Raw genomic sequence first — 18,626 nt, forward strand, 5'->3', positions numbered from 1 at the left:
CCAATTGGGGAATTGCATGTTGTTCGTCGGATGGCGCACCGCGCCACCCTGCGGGAATGGCGGGCGCCGGTTCTCCCGGCACCCGCCCGGCAGCACCAGCCCTCAGGCCAGCAGCTCCTTGACGACCTTGCCGTAGACCACCGTCGGACGCTCGGAGCGGCCGTTGTTCAGGAAGGTGGTCTTGAGATGGTCGAGGCCCATCAGGTGCAGCACGGTGGCGTGCAGGTCGTAGGTATCCACGCCCTTCTCCTTGTCCGCCACCTGCAAACCGATCTCGTCGGTCTCGCCGTAGGTGAAGCCGGCCTTCAGGCCGCCGCCGGCCATCCACTGGGTGTAGCCCCACGGGTTGTGGTCGCGGCCGGTGCCGCTCTCACCCCACGAGGTGCGGGAGAACTCGGAGGCCCACACCACCAGCGTGGTGTCGAGCAGGCCGAGGGCCTTCAGGTCGGTCAGCAGGCCGGCGATGGGCTTGTCCACCATGCGCGCCTGGGTGGCGTGGTTGCCGTCCAGATCGCTGTGGGCGTCCCAGCTGCGGCGCTCCTGGTCGGAGACGTTGCCGGGATAGCCGGACACCACCTGCACGAAGCGCACGCCGCGCTCCACCAGGCGGCGGGCGCGCAGCAGCACCTTGCCGTAGCTCTCGCTGGTGGGGTCGTCGATGCCGTACAGCTTGAGGGTGGCTTCGGACTCCTTGGAGAGATCCACCGCCGCCGGCGCGGCCGTCTGCATGCGGTCGGCTAGCTCGTAGGACTCCAGGCGGGCGCGCAGCTCAGTGTCGGACGGACGGCGGTCGCCGCCGAAGCGGTTGAGCTGCTTCAACAAGTCCAGCGACGCGCGCTGCTGGGAGGCGGAACGCAGGTCCGGGCGCTCCAGGTAGAGGATGGGGGATTCGCCCGGACGGAAGGCGGTGCCCTGATAGACCGCCGGCAGGAAGCCGGAACTCCAGTTCACCGAGCCGGCACTGGGTTCCTGCTCGCCGTTGTAGAGCACCACGTAGGGCGGCAGATCCGGGTTCAGGGAGCCCAGCGCGTAGGTGATCCATGCGCCCAGCGACGGACGGCCCGGGTTCAGGTCGCCGGTGTTGAGCTTGAGGATGGAGATGTCGTGGGTCGCGCCGACGGTCACGCTGGATTTGATGAAGGTCAGCGTGTCGGCGTGCTGGGCGAGGTTGGGCAGCAGATTGGAGAACCACGCGCCGCTCTGGCCGTACTGCTTCCACGTGCGTTCCTTCGAGGCGAACAGCTTGCTCACGCCGCCCTGGGTGGATGTCTTGATGCCCTTCAGGAAGGACGCCGGCACCGGCGTACCGGCCAGGCGCTCCAGCTCCGGCTTGTAGTCGTAGAGGTCCAGCGTGGACGGAGCGCCGTTCTGGTGCAGCCAGATCACCGACTTGATCTTGCCCGGGAAGTGCGGCTGCTTGGCTGCCAGCGGGTCGATCAGTTCGGCGGCGGTGGCCGCGTTGATGTAGCCGAGACCGGGGATGAAGCCGGTCGCAGCGGCGGCGCCTAGCCCGAGACCGCTCTTGAGCAGGAAGTCGCGACGGTTGATGCTCATGGTTGTTTTCCTTGTCGTCAGATGTTGGGGTCGATCAGAAGCGGTAGGCGAAGTCGTTGGAGTTGGCGACGGTGTGCACCAGATCCACGAAGGCCGCGCCGCGCACCGGGTTGATGGCGCCCGGGACCTTCAGGCCGATGGGCACCGCAGCCTCGAACTTGCCGTCAGCCACCTTCTTCTGGACGATCGCCTCTTCCTTGTTCAGGAACTCCTTCAGCGCCGCCAGCTCGGTCTTGTTCGGCTCGCGGGAGAACAGGATCTGGTACAGGCGGCTGAGCTGGGCGGACTGCTCCTTGCCCGCTTCGTTGATGATCCGGCCGGCCAGCGCCTGTGACCAATTGACCACGATGTCGCTGTTGAAGAGGGTCAGTGCCTGCAGCGGGGTGGTGGTCACGTCACGCTTGTGGTGGGCCTGCGACGGGTTGGCCGGGTCGAAGTTCTGCAGCAGCGGATACGGCAGACTGCGGCGGCTGAAGATGTAAATGCTGCGACGGTTCCAGTCGGCCTTGTCCTTCGACACCGTCCATTGGCGGTTGCCGTCGAAGTCGGCCTGGCCGCCTTCCAGCACCTTGGCGATCGGCGGGAACACAGACGGACCGCCGACCACATCGGTCAGCTGGCCAGACGCGTACAGCAGCGCATCGCGGATCTCCTCGGCCTCCAGGCGCTTGCGCGGATAGACCGCCAGCAGCTGGTTCTTCGGATCGATCTTGGCGACGTCCGCACGCTCCTCGGACGACTGGCGATAGACCGCCGACAGCAGGATCTCCTTGTGCAGCTTCTTGACGCTCCAGCCGTTCTTCACGAAGGAGCTGGCCAGGTAGTCGAGCAGTTCCGGATTGGTCGGCTTCTCGCCGGCGCGGCCGAAGTCGGCGACGGTCGGCACGATGCCCTTGTCGAAGTACTGGCTCCACACGCGGTTGGCGTAGACCCGCGGCGTCAGCGGGTTGTTGGGGCTGGCCAGCCAGTTGGCGTAGGCGGTGCGGCGGCCGGACGAGGTGGCGGTCGGCTTGATGTCGAGCTTGTCGCCGCCCCACAGGGCCGGAATGCCGGGCTGCACTTCGTCGGTCGGGCGTTCATGGATGCCGCCGAAGCGCACGAAGGTCGGCGGCGAGTCGGAATGACCCAGCTCCGTCGCAGCGGTGATGTTCACCGAGCCGCTGATCGGGCGCAGGTTGTCGAACTTGCGCAGCTCGGCCTGCAGCTTCTGGTATTCCTTCCAGGCCGTCACGCGGTCGGGGGAGTAATCCTGGTGCTCCTTGCTCTCGGCGGTCAGGCGCAGGTAGCCGGCGGTGTCGGTGTCCGGATTGAAGACCGTCTTGTGGCGGAAATTCACCCAGCGGTCGAGGGCGTTCCAGTCGCTCTCGGCCTTGAAGATCGATTCGCGGCTGTCGGTGAGGTAACGCTCCTTCTGGTACTTGATGGCCGCTTCGCGATAGGGCTTGAGGATTGCCGCCTGCTTGTCGCGGATTTCCTTGGTGGCCTCGCGGTACTTGGCCTGCTGCTCGGCGAACTTCTTGTCCCACGCGGTTTCCGTGCCTTTGGCCAGCGGCGTGCGCTGGTCGAAGGACGTGTTGGCGAGGAAGGCCTGCAGCTGGAAGTATTCCTTCTGGCTGACCTTGTCGGACTTGTGGTTGTGGCAGCGGGCGCAACCGATGGTCGACGCCAGGAAGGTCTCGCCGATGGTGTCGGTGATGTCGGTGGTGATCTGGTACTTGCGCTGCACCAGGTCGCGGGAGTTGGCGTTGTCCGGATAGCCGGCGATGAAGCCGGTGGCAATCTTGGCCTCCTGGCTGTCCGGCCACAGTTCGTCGCCGGCCACCTGTTCGCGGATGAAACGGTCGAAGGGCTTGTCGTCGTTGAAAGCCTTGATCACGTAATCACGATAGCGCCAGTTGTTCGGGCGGGTCGAATCGTTCTGGAAGCCGGAGCTGTCGGCGTAGCGGGCCAGGTCGAGCCAGCGGCGGGCCTGGCGCTCGCCGAAGTGATGGGAGGCCAGCAGGCGGTCGACGAGCTTTTCGTAGGCGTTCGGCGACTTGTCATTGACGAAGGCCTTGACCTCTTCCGGCGTAGGCAGCAGACCCCAGGCATCGAGCGTCGCGCGGCGGATGAAGGTGGAGCGGTCGGCTTCCGACGACGGCTTGATGCCGTTTTCCTCGAGGCGGGCCAGCACGAACGCATCGATCGGCGTACGCACCCATTTCTGCTGCTTCACTGCGGGTGCCTGCTGCTGCTTGACGGGCTGATAGGCCCAGCCGTTCGGCACCGCTTTGGCGGCTACCGTCGCCGGCGCCGCAGCGGCCTTGCCGTCCCCTTCCGCGTGAATGAGCGGCGCACTCAGCGCCAACGCAACCGCGATATAGATCCCTTTTCTTTTTGACATCAACCAACTCCCAAAGGCCATTTAATGACAACCGAAAAGCGTCGGACTGGCGAACACGCCGGCCACCACCCGATGCGATTCCTGGAAATAGATAAGGCGTCACGGAAGTCCGGGGTGAAAGCCACAGAAGGACGCTCCGAACGCAGCGACCATTTCATTCGCATCAAGCATGCCAATACCCGGAGAGCGTCACAAAAGCGTCGCACTCCACGGCAAACCAATGTTTCAAAAGGATCTTTTTCGTCAAGGCAAGATGCCGGACAGCGCTTTTCGGAAAGCCCCTGCAGCAGACGATGTTGAAGCAGCAGCACGTTCCGCCAGCGCGCTGCTGCCCAGCACACAGCCCCTGTCCGCAGGCAGGCAGCGAATTGCCCCGGGAACAAAAAATGGCTGATAAAAGCCGTCCATTCATATCCCGACAAGGGCTGCTCAGATAATCACATCAACAAATCCAGAGTTGCGCACAATCAAACAGCATATCTTTTAAAGATATGCAAAACCGCGCTAGTGGATACGCACATCGACTTTAATTTTTCCCATTAAAACAATCACAAGGATTGAATTTATTTACAAGACAACAAGCCGTTAAACCGGAAGTTCGATTGGCACAGCGGTTGCTGGCAGCATTTCGTCCATTTACATATCAGTAGAAAACGAGAGCTGCCACCATGACCGACCGATCCCACCGAACACCTGATTCCTATTCTGCGTTTCCGCCCGCCTTCCGCCGCAAACCGATTTCTGCGCTGCTGATCGCCGGCCTCGCCATTTCGTCCACCTCATTGCACGCCGCGGAAGACAAGACGGCCACCGAATTGCAGGGCGAGCTGAACCGGGCCAATGCGGAAATCCAGCAGCTCAAAAAGGAACTCGAAAAATCGCGTGGCACGCCCACCGCCGCGGCGCCAGCGGCCGCCCCCGCAGTGGCAGCGCCCCCCACGCCCGAGGAGGCCGCCGAAGCCGTCAAGCCCCAGTCCCTGGATTCGGTGGTGATCCGCAGCCGCCGCCAGCTGGAAAAGCTCCACGACGTGCCGGTATCGGTTTCCGTGGTGTCCGGCGGCGAGCTGGCGCGGGAGCAGGCTTCCGACTTCGAGGCCATCACCAAGCGCCTCGGCAACATCACCTTCAACCAGAACAACACCCGCGGCTCGTCCCTGTCGATCCGCGGCCTTGGCCGACGCGGCTTCACCGAAACCCAGGACCCCAGCGTCGGCATCATCGTCGACGGCGTACCCTACGGCCTGTCCCAACTCGGCAACTTCGACTTCTACGACATCCAGTCGGTGGAAGTGGCCCGCGGCCCGCAGGGCACGCTGCAGGGCAAGGGCGCCAGCGCCGGTGCCCTCACCATCACCAGCAAGGCCCCGTCCTTCACGCCCAGTTCCGACCTGGAGATCACCTACGGCCAGCGGGAAACCGTGATGCTGAAGGGCGCCCTCGGTGGCCCGATCATCGATGACCTGCTGGCCTGGCGCGGCTCCTTCATCGTGGACAACCAGCGCGGCTACTACACCGTCGCGGAAGACTCGAACAAGCAGCTCGACACCATGTACAACCGCAACCGGGTCAGCGCCCGCACGCAGTTCCTGCTGACCCCGTCGCCGGACTTCAACGCCAAGCTGAGCGTGGACATCCAGCCGCGCGCGCCGCAGCTACAGAACGGCCTGACCAACTTCGTGGACACGCCGCTCAACTACGCCAACGGCACACTGGTGGACCCCAGCGGCACCGGCGCCCGCACCCGCCTCAACCGCAGCTGGTTCGCCGGCCGCAATTTCAACTACGACACCTACATCAACAGCATCACCCGGGAAGGCAAGGTCTACCAGAACGAGACCCAGGGCCAGATCGCCTCCAGCAACGGCGCCGTCGCGGAGCTCAATTACAACCTCAACGACACCCACACCCTCACGTCGATCACCGGCTACCGCCAATACACCTTCCAGGCCCGCAATGACGAGGGCACCCCCTTCGACATCAGCAAGCTGGGCGGCGGCAGCGTCTTCTACAACCAGGCCAGCCAGGAATTCCGCCTGACCGGCAAACCGAACAAGCTCATCGACTACCAGACCGGCATCTTCCTGCTGCGCACCGAGGACGAGGTCGAATCCCGCTCCGGCTACGGTGCCGACGCCGGCGCCTGGTTCGCCAACAACGCCCAGTACGGCACGCTGATCACCAACGCCGGCACCAACGTCGGTGCCGGCCGCGCGCTGGCCACCGATTCCCTGAGCGGCCTCTACAAGTGGGGCGAGCAGTACATCAAGAGCTTCAGCAAGGCGATCTACGGCCAGGCCAACATCCATGTCACCGACCAGCTGACCGTCACTGCCGGCCTGCGCATCGGCACGGAGGCCCGCTCGACAACGCAGTTCAACGCCCTCAACAACCTTGGCTACGGCACCGCGCTGAACCCGGTCTCCGTCCGCATCGACGGCGCCGGCAACACCCAGTCCTTCGGCGGCTTCAGCTCGGTGGCCTACACTACGGCCAGCGTCGCCAACGGCACCGCCGGCAACCTCACCGGCACCAACAGCCCAGCCCAGCTGGCCCAGGCCAACGCCATCGCGCAAAAGTATTTCGGCGTCGCCAACTATGCGGACCTGAGCGCCGTCCAGAAGGCCCAGGTGGCCGCCGCCAAGGCGATCCGCGCGTCGCAGATCGCCACGCTGGTCAACAACGTACGCAGCGACTACAAGGACCAGCTCTATTCCGCGGTACTGAGCCCGAAGTACAAGATCAACGACGACATCACCGCCTACGCGAGCTGGCAGTACGGCGAAAAGTCAGGCTCGGCGCTGGTAGTGAACGGCATCCCGACCACGGTCAAGCCTGAAAAGACCAACGCCTACGAGCTGGGCATCAAGACCTTCCTGCTCAACAAGACGCTCACGCTCAATGCCGATGTCTTCCTGATGGACATCAAGGACTACCAGCAGACGGTCGTCGCGGTGGATGACTTTGCCACCCAGGACAACATCAAGAACGGTATCGCCAACCCCACCGCCTATGCCAGCGTGCAGGGCAACGTGAACAAGGTGCAGGTCTCCGGCGTCGAGCTGGACGCGACCTACAACGGCATCCCCTTCACGAGCTTCCGCCTGGCGGCGTCCTACAACGACGCCCGCTACAAGGATTTCAAGAACGCCGGCAAGCCATCCGAACTGGCCTATCTGTCCAACCCCTTCATCGACCGCAGCGGCACGCGGCTGGGTGAAGCCCCGTACTGGCAGGCCAACCTGAGCGGCGAATACCGCCGCCCGGTGTTCGGCGACAAGGTCTTCCACGCCAGCTTCACCACCGCCTACACCGGCAAGGCCAACACCGACGAGCTGATCTCCGACTACGCCTGGGTGCCCGACCACGCCACCACCGACCTGGCCATCGGCCTCGGCCACGTCAGGGGCAACTACGACGTGACCTTCATCGCCAAGAACGCCTTCAACGACACCGCCCACGAGCAGGGCTGGGCCAGCTACACGCCCTACCCCTACCCACGCTGGTACGGCATCGTGTTCAGCGGCAAGCTCTGATCCGGCCGGAGTGACCGGAAATGCGCCCGCCCCGCCACCGGGCGGGCGCAGCTGCATCGCAACAAACAATCTGAATGCGCGGCTGCTGCCTAATCAGCACCGAAATCGTTTTTCATTTGCTTACGTCTTTTTGACGATTCTTATCCGTCATTACGTAAATAAGACCAAAGCCGGCAAAAAAATCACTGTATTTCCACGACTTATTGGACGGAATATGGATTTCCTTATTTCTTATAAGCCCGATTAGCCGGCGTGGCATAGCTATTGCGGAATGTGTCCTCGAATATTTCCAAGAGGAACACTCCCGTCATGACCAGCCACACCCAGGTTCGACCGCGCTCCATCGCCCGTCGCAACGCCGCCCGTTTCCGCCTGTCCCCCGTGGCCGCCGCCATCGCCGCCGTTTCGGTGCTCGCCAGCGGTGCCGTCCACGCCCAGGAAAAATCCAGTGCCGAGCTGCAATCGGAAATCAGCCGCCTCAAGCAGGCCCTTGAAAAAGCCCAGCAGGAACTGCAGCAGAAGGAAGGCGGCAGCGCGCCCGCCGCCTCCGCCGCGGCAGCCCACGAAACCGCCGCGCCGGCCAAGGAAGAACCCACCGCCCTCGACGCCGTGGTGATCCGCTCCCGCAACCGCATCGAACGCCTGCAGGACGTACCGCTGTCGGTCTCCGTGGTCACCGGCAAGGAACTCGACCGCCTCGGCGCCGGCGACATCGCAGAGATCACCAAGCGGGCCGGCAACATCTCCTGGAACCAGGGCAACCAGCGCACCTCCAGCCTGTCGATCCGCGGCATCGGCAAGCAGGGCCAGACCGAGGCCCAGGACCCGCCGGTCGGCGTGATCGTGGACGGCGTCAGCTACGCCTACAACGCGCTGACCTCCAGCTTCAACTTCCACGACATCGAAGCAGTGGAAGTTACTCGCGGCCCCCAGGGCACCCTTCTCGGCAAGAACGCCAGCCTCGGCGCAGTCAACATCGTCACCCGCAAACCCTCGTTCACGCCCAGCGCCGACTACTCCCTGACCTTCGGCCAGCGCGACCGCCTGATCGGCAAGCTCGCCGCCGGCGGCCCACTGATCGACGACCTGCTGGCCTGGCGCGGCAGCTTCGTCGTCGAAAAGGGCCGCGGCGACATCTACAACGCCAACAACCCGGACCTCACCTACCAGAACATCGAGCGCGTCTCCGGCCGCGTCCAGTTCCTGCTCACGCCGACACCGGACTTCAACGCCCGCGTCTCGCTGGAACTACAGCCCCGCTCGTCCGAAACCACCAACGGCCGCACCATCTACACGCCGACACCGGCCACCTACGCCAACGGCTCCACCAACCCGCTCAGCACCGACGCCTCGACGCGCCTGGGCCGCCGCTGGTTCACCCAGGGCAGCTACAGCTACGCCAACAACTACCTCTACGGCGGCGGCCAGAACGCCGTCAATGTGGATGCCGCCCGCGGCCTGGTCACCGGCAGCCGCGGCGCCTCCGCCGAGCTCAACTGGGACCTGGGCAGCCACACGCTGACCTCCATCTCCGCCTACAAGGACTACCACTTCAATGCGGTGAATGACGAAGGCACGCCCTTCGACATCAACACCAACTCCGGCGGCTTCTGGAACGACTACCGCCAGGTCAGCCAGGAAATCCGCCTGAGCTCCAAGCCCGGCGGCTTCGTCGATTACCAGACCGGCCTGTACTTCATCAACGTCCACAACAGCAACGACTACCGCAAGTCGTGGGGCAACGACGCCGGCGCATGGTTCGCCAGCACCGCCCAGTACAACCGTCTGGATGCCGACGCCGCCGGCCGCTCGCTGATGCAGAACTCCCTCGGTCGGCTGTCCATGTCCTTCAACAGCCCGACCGGCTACCAGGCGATCAACAACAAGAGCACGGCGATCTTCGGCCAGGCCAACTGGCACATCACCGAGCCCTTCACCATCACCACCGGCCTGCGCCTGACCCAGGAAGACCGCACCAACACCGGCAGCAGCTACATCAAGGACAACGGCAACGGCGGCGAGCTGAACCCGGTCTCGGTCAATGGCGTGCAGCTCGGCGGCTTCGATTCCGACGCCAAGGGCGTGCTGGGCACCAACAATGCAGCGCAACTGGCCGTCGCCAACCTGGTCGCCCAGAAGTACTTCAACCTCGCCTCCTACTCGGCCCTCTCCGCCGCCCAGAAGCAACAGGTGGCCGATGCCAAGAACATCCGCGCCTCCAACATCGGCGTGGTCTTCAACAGCACCGAGGCCGAGCCCTACCGCGCGGTGCTGCCGGCCTTCGTGATCAGCCCGAGCTACAAGTTCAACAACAACCTGACCGCCTACACCTCTTGGCAACACGGCGAGAAGGCCGGTATCGCCCAGCTCACCAACGGCATCTCCAACCAGGTCAAGCCGGAGAAGAACGACTCCTTCGAAGTCGGCTTCAAGTCCGCGCTGCTCGACAAGACGCTGATCCTCAATGCCGACGTCTACGTCACCAACATCCGCAACTACCAGCAGACCACGCGGGTTCTTGACGCGTACACGACCGCCCTGAAGGCCGACGGCACCGTCTACTACACCAACGCCACCGGCAACGTGCCGAAGGTGCAGTCCAAGGGTGTCGAGTTCGACGGCGTGTATGCCGGCATCAAGAACACCACGCTCCGCTTCTCCGGCGCCTACACGGATGCCCGCTACAAGGACTTCACGAACTCCGCGCAGCCCAACGAGAACGGCTACACCGGCGCGGCGCCCTACCAGGACGTCTCCGGCCAGACCCTGCCGGGCGCCTCGAAGTGGACCTTCAACGTCGGCGCCGACTACAACCGCCCGGTGTTCGGCGACAAGGTGTTCCACGCCAGCTTCAACACGGCCTACTACAGCCGCTTCAACTCCGACGTGTCCCTGTCCAGCTACTCCTGGATTCCGGACTACAGCGTCACCGACCTGTCGGTGGGCATCGGCAAGGCCGACCGCTCCTACGACGTAAGCCTGCTGGTGAAGAACGCCTTCAACGACAGCACCCCGCTGTCCGCCACCTGGAACAGCTACACCCCGGCCGTTCCGCGCTGGGTCGGCGTGATGTTCACCGGCAAGCTGTAAGCAAAAGCCCTCCCCTCATACAAAGACTTCCCCCGGGCCACCGGGGGGATCTTTGTTTCCGGCCCCTGTCGTCCGTCACAAGAAGAGCACTCCGGTGAAACGTCTCCTGTGTCGGTTCCACCGCCGGGCCAGCCGCGCCTGGCCACCGACAGCCCGGCGAGCTGAATACCATCTTTACAACCACTCCAGGAAACACCGCATGAAACGCACCACCCTCATCGCTGCCGCCCTCGTCCTCGCTGCCGGCGCCGCCATCGCCCAGCAGGTCACCGAGGCCCCCAAGCTGCCCCTCGGCTTCTTCGTCACCAGCATTGGAGTCGGCAAGGGTGCCGACCTGGGCGGCCTGGCCGGCGCCGATGCCCACTGCCAGAAGCTGGCCGCCGCCGTCGGCGCCGGCAACCGGACCTGGCACGCCTACCTGAGCACCCAGGCCGCCGACGGCCAGCCGGCCGTCAACGCCCGCGACCGCATCGGCAAGGGCCCGTGGGCCAACGCCAAGAATGCCATCATCGCCAACGACGTGGCCCACCTGCACGGCGACACCGTCGAGCTGGGCCAGCTCGGTAGCAACCTGCACCGCACCACCGCGCTGACCGAGAAGGGCGATCCGATCAAGGGCGTCGGCGACACCCCGAACCAGCACGACATCATCACCGGCTCCAAGCCCGACGGCCGCGCCTACGCCGACGCCGCCGACCACACTTGCAAGAACTACACGAGCAGCGGCGAAGGCAGCGTGCAGCTGGGCCACTCCGACCGCACCAACCGCGGCGCCACCGGCGGCAACGTGTCGTGGAACTCCACCCACGGCAGCCGCGGCTGCAGCCAGGACGCGCTGATCGCCACCGGCGGCGCCGGCTACTTCTACTGCTTCGCCACCAACTGATCCACCCCACCCCGGCCTGGCCGGGGCCTCTGCGCGGGGCCTGGCCCCGCCCGATGACCGCCATGCGCCACTTTCCGATCGCCCGCTTCGCCGCCGGCCTGGCCATGCTGGCCTTGAGCCTGGCCACCGATGCCGGCTTCGCCGCGTCGTCCCGCGCCAGCACGCCGCAGGTCGAGGCCGAACTCGTCGCCTCGGCCGCCGCCATCCACCCCGGCGACGAGATCCAGCTCGGCGTGCGCCAGAAGATCATTCCCCACTGGCACACCTACTGGGTCAATCCCGGCGACTCCGGCCTCGCCACGCAGATCGCGTGGACGCTGCCCGACGGCGCCCGTGCCGGCGACATCCAGTGGCCGACGCCCGGCCGCTTCAAGCTCGGCCCGGTGGTCAACTACGGCTACGAAAACGAAGTCACGCTGCTCACCACCGTCACGGCGCCGGCCAAGCTGCCGGCCGGCGGACGCTTCCCGGTGAAGGCCACGGTGGTCTGGCTGGTCTGCCAGGAAAGCTGCATCCCGCAGCAGGTCGAGCTGGAGCTGACGCTGCCCGTGCAGGCCGCCGGCAGCGCCGTCGGCCCCGGCAGCCCGCTGATCGAAGCGGCCCGCGCCCGCCTCCCGGCAAGCAGCCCGTGGCCCGTCGACGCCCGCATGGGCAAGGACGCGCTGACGCTGCGCATCGCCGATACGCGGCTGGCCGCCCGTTTCGCCAGCCAGGCCCCCGGCGAGCTGTGGTTCTACGCCGAGCAGTGGGGCAAGACCGCCCACGACGCGCCGCAGCCGGTCGCGGTGGTCGGCAATGCCCTCGAGATCCGCATCAAGCCCGGTGACGAGCCGCCGAAGGATGGCGAAACCCTGGCCGGCGTGTTGAGCATTCGCGACGATGATGGCCAGACCCGCGGCTACCGCATCGCCGCGCCGGTGTCCGTCGCTGCCGGGGCCAGCGCCGTGGCGCCGCCAACCGGCGACAACGCCGGAAGCTCCGACCTCTCCATCGGCATGGCCGTGCTGCTGGCCCTCGCCGGCGGGCTGATCCTCAACCTGATGCCCTGCGTCTTCCCGGTACTGTCGATCAAGGCCTTGTCGCTGCTGCGCCACGCTGGCCACGACCGCCGGCTGGTCCGCCTGCAGGGCCTCGCCTACACCGCCGGCGTGCTGGCCAGCTTCGCGGCCCTCGGCACCGTGCTGATCGCCCTCAAGGCCGGCGGCGCCCAGGTCGGCTGGGGCTTCCAGTTCCAGTCGCCGCCCTTCGTGCTGGCGGTGGCCTACCTGATGTTCGCGGTCGGCCTCAGCCTGTCCGGCGTGTTCACGCTGGGCGCCTCGGCGGCCGGCATCGGCGCCTCGCTGGCCGACAAGCCGGGCTATGCCGGCAGCTTCTTCACTGGCGTGCTGGCCACGGTGGTCGCCACGCCGTGCACCGCCCCCTTCATGGGCGCCGCCCTCGGCTTCGCACTGGGCCAGCCGGCGCCGGTGCTGCTGGCAGTGTTCCTCAGCCTCGGCCTGGGCCTCGCCCTGCCCTATCTGCTGCTGTGCTTCTGGCCGGCGCTGCAGCGTGCGCTGCCGCGCCCCGGCGTGTGGATGGAATGGGTCAAGCAGGCACTGGCCTTCCCGATGTACGGCGCCGCCGTGTGGCTGGTGTGGGTGCTCGCCCAGCAGGCCGGTCCCAACGCCATCGCCATCGCGCTGGGCGGCATGCTGGCCATCGCCTTCGCCGCCTGGCTGTACGACAGCAGCCGCAACGCCCACGTGTTCGCCCGCCACGGCAGCACCGGCCTGGCTGTGCTGACGCTGCTCACGGCGTTGCTCGGCGGCTACGCCGGCGTGCAGGCCGCGGCCACGCCAGCCACCGCCGGCGCCGCCAAGCACGCCTGGGAGCCCTACAGCAAGGCCCGCTTCGACGAACTGCGCGCCGCCGGCAAGCCGGTATTCGTCAATTTCACCGCTGCCTGGTGCATCACCTGCCTGGCCAACGAAAAGGTCGCCCTCAGTGACGCCGGCGTGGCCGACGCCTTCCGCCAGGCCGGCATCACCTACCTGAAGGGCGACTGGACCAACCAGGACCCGCAGATCTCCGCCCACCTGGCGGAGTTCGGGCGCAGCGGCGTGCCGCTCTACCTGCTCTACCCGGCCGGCGCCGGCAACGCGCCGCAGGTGCTGCCGCAGCTGCTCACCCCCGCCACGGTCCTGTCCGCCATCGCCGCGGCTGGGCCGGCCACCGCTTCCTCCAAACTCGCCAAGGAGTAATCACCAAGCCCTACGGCGGCTCGGTGAAGTACGCTGACTAAGCCACGCAGCAACGAACGAGGGGCGGGCCGCCGACTACACGGCGCCCCGCCCCTCTTCCATTCAAGCTGCCATCCCGCCACGGCGGGAATCAGATCGCGGGACGATCAGTCCCCCCGCTCGCTGCGGCGCTCCAGGTCCTGCTCGAAGGCGGCGATGATGGCCTCTTCGCGCGTGTCGAACAGCGGCCCCGGCAAGCCGGCGTAGCTGGCCAGCGTCGGCGCCTCGCTGTCTTCACTGGAGAAGTGGAACAGGAACTCCCCATCCGGCGTCGCATACACGCTGAACAGGCTGTTGGCGTACACCACCGGCAGCTCGGCCGCCAGGCTGCCGACCTCCACGTCGTAGAGTTCGCAGGCTGCCTCCAGCGCGGCTTCGTAGCTGTCCTCAAACGGACTGTCCTGGTAGGTGTCGTCGTCGATCTCCACGCCGACCGCTTCGTACACATAGCCGCCCGCCTGGGGCACGTGCCAGATCGCGAAGTCGATGTGTTGGAAAACCTTGCTCACCTGCTGGGCCATTTTTCGTCTCACTGATTGATGCGTGTTCGGGCCCGAACTATAGCAATGCCGGACGGACGCGGCGCGTCGGCGGCCGAATCCGGCCCCCAGGTTCGCCGCCGAATCCGCTCCCAATCCAGTCCCCTTTGATCCCGGTTAAAGCCCTCCGCCGCCCGCCGGGCCCAGAATGCGCGACCGGAATCCGAACCGATGGCACAAAAAGACATGCAGACCAGACCGTGGATCACCCTGGCGATCAGCGCCCTCGCGCTGCTGGCCGCTCCCCAGGCGTCCTTCGCCGCCGACGCCCATCACCCTCATCACGCCCATCACGGTGCCGCGCCGGCCGCCGGGCTGCACCTGAACGCCGGCGCCCAGTGGGAAACCGACGCCCCGCTGCGCCAGGTGATGGACGACATCAACCGGGCGCTGGCCGGCGCGCTGCCGGCCATCCACGGCGAGCGCTTCGGCCGGCGCGACTACGCGGCCCTCGCCGCCACCGTCGACCAGAAGGTCGCCTACGCCGTCGAACACTGCCGGCTGGCCCCGGAGACCGACGAAATGCTGCACCTCGTCATCGCCGACATGCTCGGCGGCGCGGAGATGATGCGGAGCAAGCTCCCCGCCCGGCGCCACGCCGGCGCCGCGCGCCTGCAGCGGGCCCTGCAGGACTACGGCACCTACTTCCAGCACCCAGGCTGGCAGCCCGCGGCCGACTGACCAACCCGCCCCGTAAACGCAAAAAACCCGACGGCACGGGGGGCACCATCGGGTAGCGCTTCGCCCCTGCCGCGCAGGGGCGTCCGTCATCCTGTTCCGGAGGCTTACTGCAGCAGCGACATGACCATCTGGGACATGCTGTTGGACTGCTTCAGCATGGCGGAGCCGGCTTGCATCAGCATCTGCTTGGAGGTCATGTTGGCGGTTTCGGTGGCGTAATCCACGTCCATGATGCGGCCCTTGGCAGCGGAGGTGTTGGTGCTCATGTTGGCCAGGTTGTTATAGACGTGGTCCAGGCGGTTGGAGGCGGCGCCGAGGGCGGAGCGCACGGTGCCGACTTCTTTCAGCGCGGTATCCAGCAGGGTGATGGTGGCGGCGGCGCCGATTTCGGTACCGGCACCGGCGGAAGCCGCCTTGTAGTTGTTGGCGCTGGCGGCCACCAGGGCGGCGTCCAGGGTGCCGCCGGTCTTCAGGCTGGCGCTGATGTCCACCTTCATGGTTTCGTTGGCGCTGGAACCGATCTGGAAGGTCACGCCGGAGGCGTTGGCCAGGGAGCCGCTCGCCGCATCCAGCAGCTTGGAGCCGCCGAAGGAGGTGTTGGAGGTGATGTTGTAGAGTTCCTGCGACAGGGAGTCGTACTCGGACTGCATCGCGGCCTTGTCGTCGGTGTTGGCGGTGCCGTTGGCGCCCTCGGTGGCCAGATCCTTCATGCGCTGCAGGATGTCGGTGACTTCCTTGAAAGCGCCTTCGGCGGTCTGCATCATCGAGATGCCGTTCTGGGCGTTGCGCTGGGCCACCGCCATGCCACGGGTCTGGGCGTCCAGACGGGTCGCGATCTGCAGGCCGGCGGCGTCGTCCATCGCGGAATTGACGCGGTAGCCGGTGCCCAGGCGGGCCATCGAGGTGGACAGGTTCTTCTGCGTCGCGCTGAGGGAATTCTGCGAGGTCAGGGAAGCGAGGTTGGTGTTCAGGCTGAGCATGGCAAGACTCCTTAAGAGGTTTTTCGTTGCGGGCACCGTTTCCTGCGCCCTCATCAGTCAAAGGCGACCTCCCCGGTGGAGTCCTTAAATCGATCTGCAGGAAATTTTCGCGTGATGCGCAAAAAAACGGTGGCGGGATCGAGCGCGCGGGCGCGCATCGATCACGGAAATGGCATGAAAGGGAAATGACGGCCGGAATCCCGGAGAGTGCGCCGGGCGGCGCGGAGGAAGCGAGCCGTGACGGCGAAGCCGCCCGCCACGGAGGATGCGGAATTCAGCCCTGGGCGGCCAGCAGCGCAGTGACGCGCTCGCGGGTGAGGCCGCGGGTGGCTGGCAGCAGGTCGGCCAGCATGGCGAACGAGGCCGTGCCGGCCTGCGTTTCGAATTGGGCCGCAAGGGCCGCGGCGCGGCGCGCCTGCTCGGCCGCGGACGGATCGCCGGCCTGCGCCGCCAGGCTGTTCAGCGCGGTATCGGCACCGCGCTGCAGCGCGCCCACCTGTTGCCCGGCCTGCACCACATCGCGCAGGGTCTGGCGCAGCGCGGTCGGGCTGTCGGTCTTCCAGCCATCGGTGCGGATTGCCGCCGCATCGGCGTCAATCCGCACGCGGCTGAACTGGCCGGTCGGATAGCGCCGGCCCTCGCCTCTCACCTGCAGGCTGTCGCGCACCGCCGGCCAGTCGGCTTCGGTGGCGCTGAACTGCAGCACGCCGTCGGCATCCGCCGCGACGCGCACACCGAGCGGAGCCAGCGCCAGATCGAGGCGCCGGCCGAGATTGACCGGCGACAGGCCCGGCTCGACGGACACCGGCGCCGACGCCTGGCCGCGTACCGAAAACTGCAGTCTCTCCGCGTCCCCCGCGGCGACATTGGGCGTATCGAGGCCCCGCAGGCGGAAGCCCTGGCGGGCTGTGCCGGCATCCACCAGGCGCAGCGCGCCGTCCACGCTGCCGTCGGTGGCCGCCGGGCGGCTCTGCCAGAAATCGGCAAAGCGCCGCACCTGCTGCGGCGCCCGCGCCTCGGCCGCTGGCTGCCCAGCCAGCGCGTCACCGAGGCCTTTCTTGAGATCGGACAGCAGCGCCTGCGCGCGGCCGGTGAAAGCCTTGGTCTGCTGCAGCGCCGAGGCCTGCCGGTTAAAGCCTTCCTTCAGGGCCAGTCCGCCCCCCGTCGGCAGGGCGAACTGCGCGGCGCGTTGCGCCAGCGCGTCCCGCCCCGCCGCGGCCGAACCAGGTGCCCGTGCGGCGGCGACGGAAGCGCCGGCCGCCGCCGCGCCGCGGGCCTGGATAGCAGAAATCTGCATCGGTGCCGCCATCGATCAGATCACGTCGAACAGGGACAGCTGGCTGACCCGCGCGTAGGCCTTCTGCGTGGCCTGGGCGGCTTCGCTGTAGCCGTTAAGCTTGGTCACCGCGTCGCCGTAGTCCAGCTGCCCGAGGTCGATCAGCGCCTGCTGGTTGGACAGGCTGACATTGGCGAAATTGCCGTCGAGGGTTTCGAGGATGTTCTGCATGCCGCCCAGGTGGGCGATCTTGCTGCTGACCTGCCCGGTCGTCGTGTCGATGGTGTCGAGCGTGGCGGTCAGCTGCGTCCGCGTCGCCGGGTCGTTGGCGCTGGCGCCCGGCGCGGACAGCATGCTGACGGTGCTCTCCAGCTGGTTGAGCATGGCGGCCATCTCGCCGACCGTCACGTTGGCGCTCTGCGTGACGCCGTTGCCCACCGCCACCTGCTGCTCGCCGGCGTTGCCCTGGTAACTGTAGCGGGAGCCGAGGGCTTTCGTCGGGTCGTAGACGATGGGCTGCGTCGCCGTCTTGGTGCCGGAGAACAGGTAGCGGCCTTCCTGGTCCTTGGCGTTGGCGCCGTAGAACAGGCTGTCGCCGATGGCCTTCAGGGACGAAGACATGGCGGCCACGTCCTCCGAGGTGTTCGAGCCGTCCAGCGCCCACACCATCAGGTCGCGGGCGCTCAGCATGTCCGAGTTCATGCTGTCCAGGCTGGCCTCGTTCTGGCGCAGGCGCACCTGCAGCGCGCCGATGTTGTCCCGGTACTGCTTCACCGCAGCCTCCTCCCGGTTCAGCCGGGACAGGCGCACGTCGGTGATCGGGTCATCGGACGGCAGCAGCAGCTTCTGCCCGGTGGACATCTGCTGCATGACGCTCTCGAGGCGCGACGAGGCGGTCTGCAGCGTGCGGCTCATGGTGCTGTGGTACTGGGTGGTGGAAATGCGCATCGCGGGCCTCACTGGTTCTCAAGGGATACTGTCTGCTCCGCCGCCACGCCCTGGTGCCGTTCCAGCTCGCCCAGCGCATGTTCGACGATGGCTTGCGCCGGCGCCGACAGATCCGTGAAACGGCACCCGACCACGTATTGCTGGCCGAGCAGGAAAGTCTGCAGAACCCGCCGCGAGCGGACTTCGAGCTCGGCCTGGAAGCCGCTGCCCGGCCCGAGCTCCATCCACACCCGCGGCAGGCGCCGCCCGACGTACAGCAGCGCGGCCTGCGCCGGCGAGGCGCGCAGGCCGATGCCGCCGCGGGCGACGTTGTCCACGCCCAGCACGCGCAGCCGCCCGCCCAGCGTGAACTCGGCGGTGAACGGCAGGCCGACCGGCGCATGCACGCGCGCATAGCGGCGGCGCTGCACGAAGGCCTCCTCGACGGCGGCCGGGCCGCCCCCGGCGCCGACGGGCACGGATGGGACAACGGACATC

General features: G+C 66.6%; 12 protein-coding genes. 5 read left to right on the forward strand and 7 right to left on the reverse strand.

Features of this window, described 5'->3' with window-relative positions; all coding sequences use genetic code 11:
* Positions 1-102 precede the first annotated feature (102 nt).
* Both AC3QL2_RS02070 and AC3QL2_RS02075 read right to left on the reverse strand, forming a co-directional pair.
* Complete coding sequence (locus AC3QL2_RS02070) at positions 103-1,554, reverse strand: DUF1501 domain-containing protein (protein WP_493233580.1); 1,452 nt, start codon at positions 1,552-1,554, stop codon at positions 103-105.
* 34 nt (positions 1,555-1,588) lie between these two features.
* Positions 1,589-3,937 carry a DUF1549 and DUF1553 domain-containing protein gene (locus AC3QL2_RS02075; RefSeq protein WP_493233582.1) on the reverse strand — a complete coding sequence of 783 codons (2,349 nt, stop codon included), beginning with the start codon at positions 3,935-3,937 and terminating at the stop codon, positions 1,589-1,591.
* Between the two features lie 668 nt (positions 3,938-4,605).
* Here AC3QL2_RS02075 and AC3QL2_RS02080 point away from each other — a divergent pair.
* From AC3QL2_RS02080 to AC3QL2_RS02095, 4 genes are all read left to right on the forward strand, one after another.
* On the forward strand, positions 4,606-7,470 hold the full coding sequence (locus AC3QL2_RS02080; protein ID WP_493233583.1) for a TonB-dependent receptor: 2,865 nt from the start codon (positions 4,606-4,608) through the stop codon (positions 7,468-7,470).
* Between the two features lie 309 nt (positions 7,471-7,779).
* Positions 7,780-10,560, forward strand: a complete 2,781-nt coding sequence (locus AC3QL2_RS02085) for a TonB-dependent receptor (RefSeq protein ID WP_493233584.1) — start codon at positions 7,780-7,782, stop codon at positions 10,558-10,560.
* Positions 10,561-10,759: 199 nt separating this feature from the next.
* The gene (locus AC3QL2_RS02090; RefSeq protein WP_493233586.1) at positions 10,760-11,446 is read left to right on the forward strand and encodes a lectin; all 687 of its coding nucleotides are present in this window, start codon (positions 10,760-10,762) and stop codon (positions 11,444-11,446) included.
* A 62-nt stretch (positions 11,447-11,508) separates the two neighbouring features.
* On the forward strand, positions 11,509-13,686 hold the full coding sequence (locus AC3QL2_RS02095) for a protein-disulfide reductase DsbD family protein (protein ID WP_493233588.1): 2,178 nt from the start codon (positions 11,509-11,511) through the stop codon (positions 13,684-13,686).
* A 146-nt stretch (positions 13,687-13,832) separates the two neighbouring features.
* Here the strand turns inward: AC3QL2_RS02095 and AC3QL2_RS02100 are convergent, their stop codons facing one another.
* Entirely contained in the window at positions 13,833-14,246 is a 414-nt protein-coding gene (locus AC3QL2_RS02100; protein WP_493233590.1) for a hypothetical protein, read from the reverse strand.
* A gap of 189 nt (positions 14,247-14,435) precedes the next feature.
* Between AC3QL2_RS02100 and AC3QL2_RS02105 the strand changes: the two genes are divergently transcribed.
* The gene (locus AC3QL2_RS02105) at positions 14,436-14,945 is read left to right on the forward strand and encodes a hypothetical protein (protein ID WP_493240342.1); all 510 of its coding nucleotides are present in this window, start codon (positions 14,436-14,438) and stop codon (positions 14,943-14,945) included.
* Between the two features lie 104 nt (positions 14,946-15,049).
* Here AC3QL2_RS02105 and AC3QL2_RS02110 read toward each other — a convergent pair whose 3' ends face one another.
* The 4 genes from AC3QL2_RS02110 to AC3QL2_RS02125 all read right to left on the reverse strand — a co-directional run bounded on the left by AC3QL2_RS02110 (position 15,050) and on the right by AC3QL2_RS02125 (position 18,625).
* Entirely contained in the window at positions 15,050-15,925 is an 876-nt protein-coding gene (locus AC3QL2_RS02110; RefSeq protein WP_493233594.1) for a flagellin N-terminal helical domain-containing protein, read from the reverse strand.
* Between the two features lie 274 nt (positions 15,926-16,199).
* Positions 16,200-17,222, reverse strand: coding sequence for a hypothetical protein (locus AC3QL2_RS02115; RefSeq protein WP_493233595.1), 1,023 nt, complete (start codon positions 17,220-17,222; stop codon positions 16,200-16,202).
* 15 nt (positions 17,223-17,237) lie between these two features.
* Complete coding sequence (gene flgL, locus AC3QL2_RS02120) at positions 17,238-18,149, reverse strand: flagellar hook-associated protein FlgL (protein ID WP_493233597.1); 912 nt, start codon at positions 18,147-18,149, stop codon at positions 17,238-17,240.
* Between the two features lie 8 nt (positions 18,150-18,157).
* Entirely contained in the window at positions 18,158-18,625 is a 468-nt protein-coding gene (locus AC3QL2_RS02125) for a PilZ domain-containing protein (RefSeq protein ID WP_493233599.1), read from the reverse strand.
* Position 18,626: the final 1 nt, after the last annotated feature.

The organism is Zoogloea sp. GW822-FHT05C07 (assembly GCF_058800215.1).

Bases quoted from the DNA above. Each gene is read 5' to 3' on its own strand.
- AC3QL2_RS02070 (WP_493233580.1), bottom strand. From the start codon at position 1,554: ATGAGCATCAACCGTCGCGACTTCCTGCTCAAGAGCGGTCTCGGGCTA.
- AC3QL2_RS02075 (WP_493233582.1), bottom strand. From the start codon at position 3,937: ATGTCAAAAAGAAAAGGGATCTATATCGCGGTTGCGTTGGCGCTGAGT.
- AC3QL2_RS02080 (WP_493233583.1), top strand. From the start codon at position 4,606: ATGACCGACCGATCCCACCGAACACCTGATTCCTATTCTGCGTTTCCG.
- AC3QL2_RS02085 (WP_493233584.1), top strand. From the start codon at position 7,780: ATGACCAGCCACACCCAGGTTCGACCGCGCTCCATCGCCCGTCGCAAC.
- AC3QL2_RS02090 (WP_493233586.1), top strand. From the start codon at position 10,760: ATGAAACGCACCACCCTCATCGCTGCCGCCCTCGTCCTCGCTGCCGGC.
- AC3QL2_RS02095 (WP_493233588.1), top strand. From the start codon at position 11,509: ATGCGCCACTTTCCGATCGCCCGCTTCGCCGCCGGCCTGGCCATGCTG.
- AC3QL2_RS02100 (WP_493233590.1), bottom strand. From the start codon at position 14,246: ATGGCCCAGCAGGTGAGCAAGGTTTTCCAACACATCGACTTCGCGATC.
- AC3QL2_RS02105 (WP_493240342.1), top strand. From the start codon at position 14,436: ATGGCACAAAAAGACATGCAGACCAGACCGTGGATCACCCTGGCGATC.
- AC3QL2_RS02110 (WP_493233594.1), bottom strand. From the start codon at position 15,925: ATGCTCAGCCTGAACACCAACCTCGCTTCCCTGACCTCGCAGAATTCC.
- AC3QL2_RS02115 (WP_493233595.1), bottom strand. From the start codon at position 17,222: ATGCAGATTTCTGCTATCCAGGCCCGCGGCGCGGCGGCGGCCGGCGCT.
- flgL (WP_493233597.1), bottom strand. From the start codon at position 18,149: ATGCGCATTTCCACCACCCAGTACCACAGCACCATGAGCCGCACGCTG.
- AC3QL2_RS02125 (WP_493233599.1), bottom strand. From the start codon at position 18,625: ATGTCCGTTGTCCCATCCGTGCCCGTCGGCGCCGGGGGCGGCCCGGCC.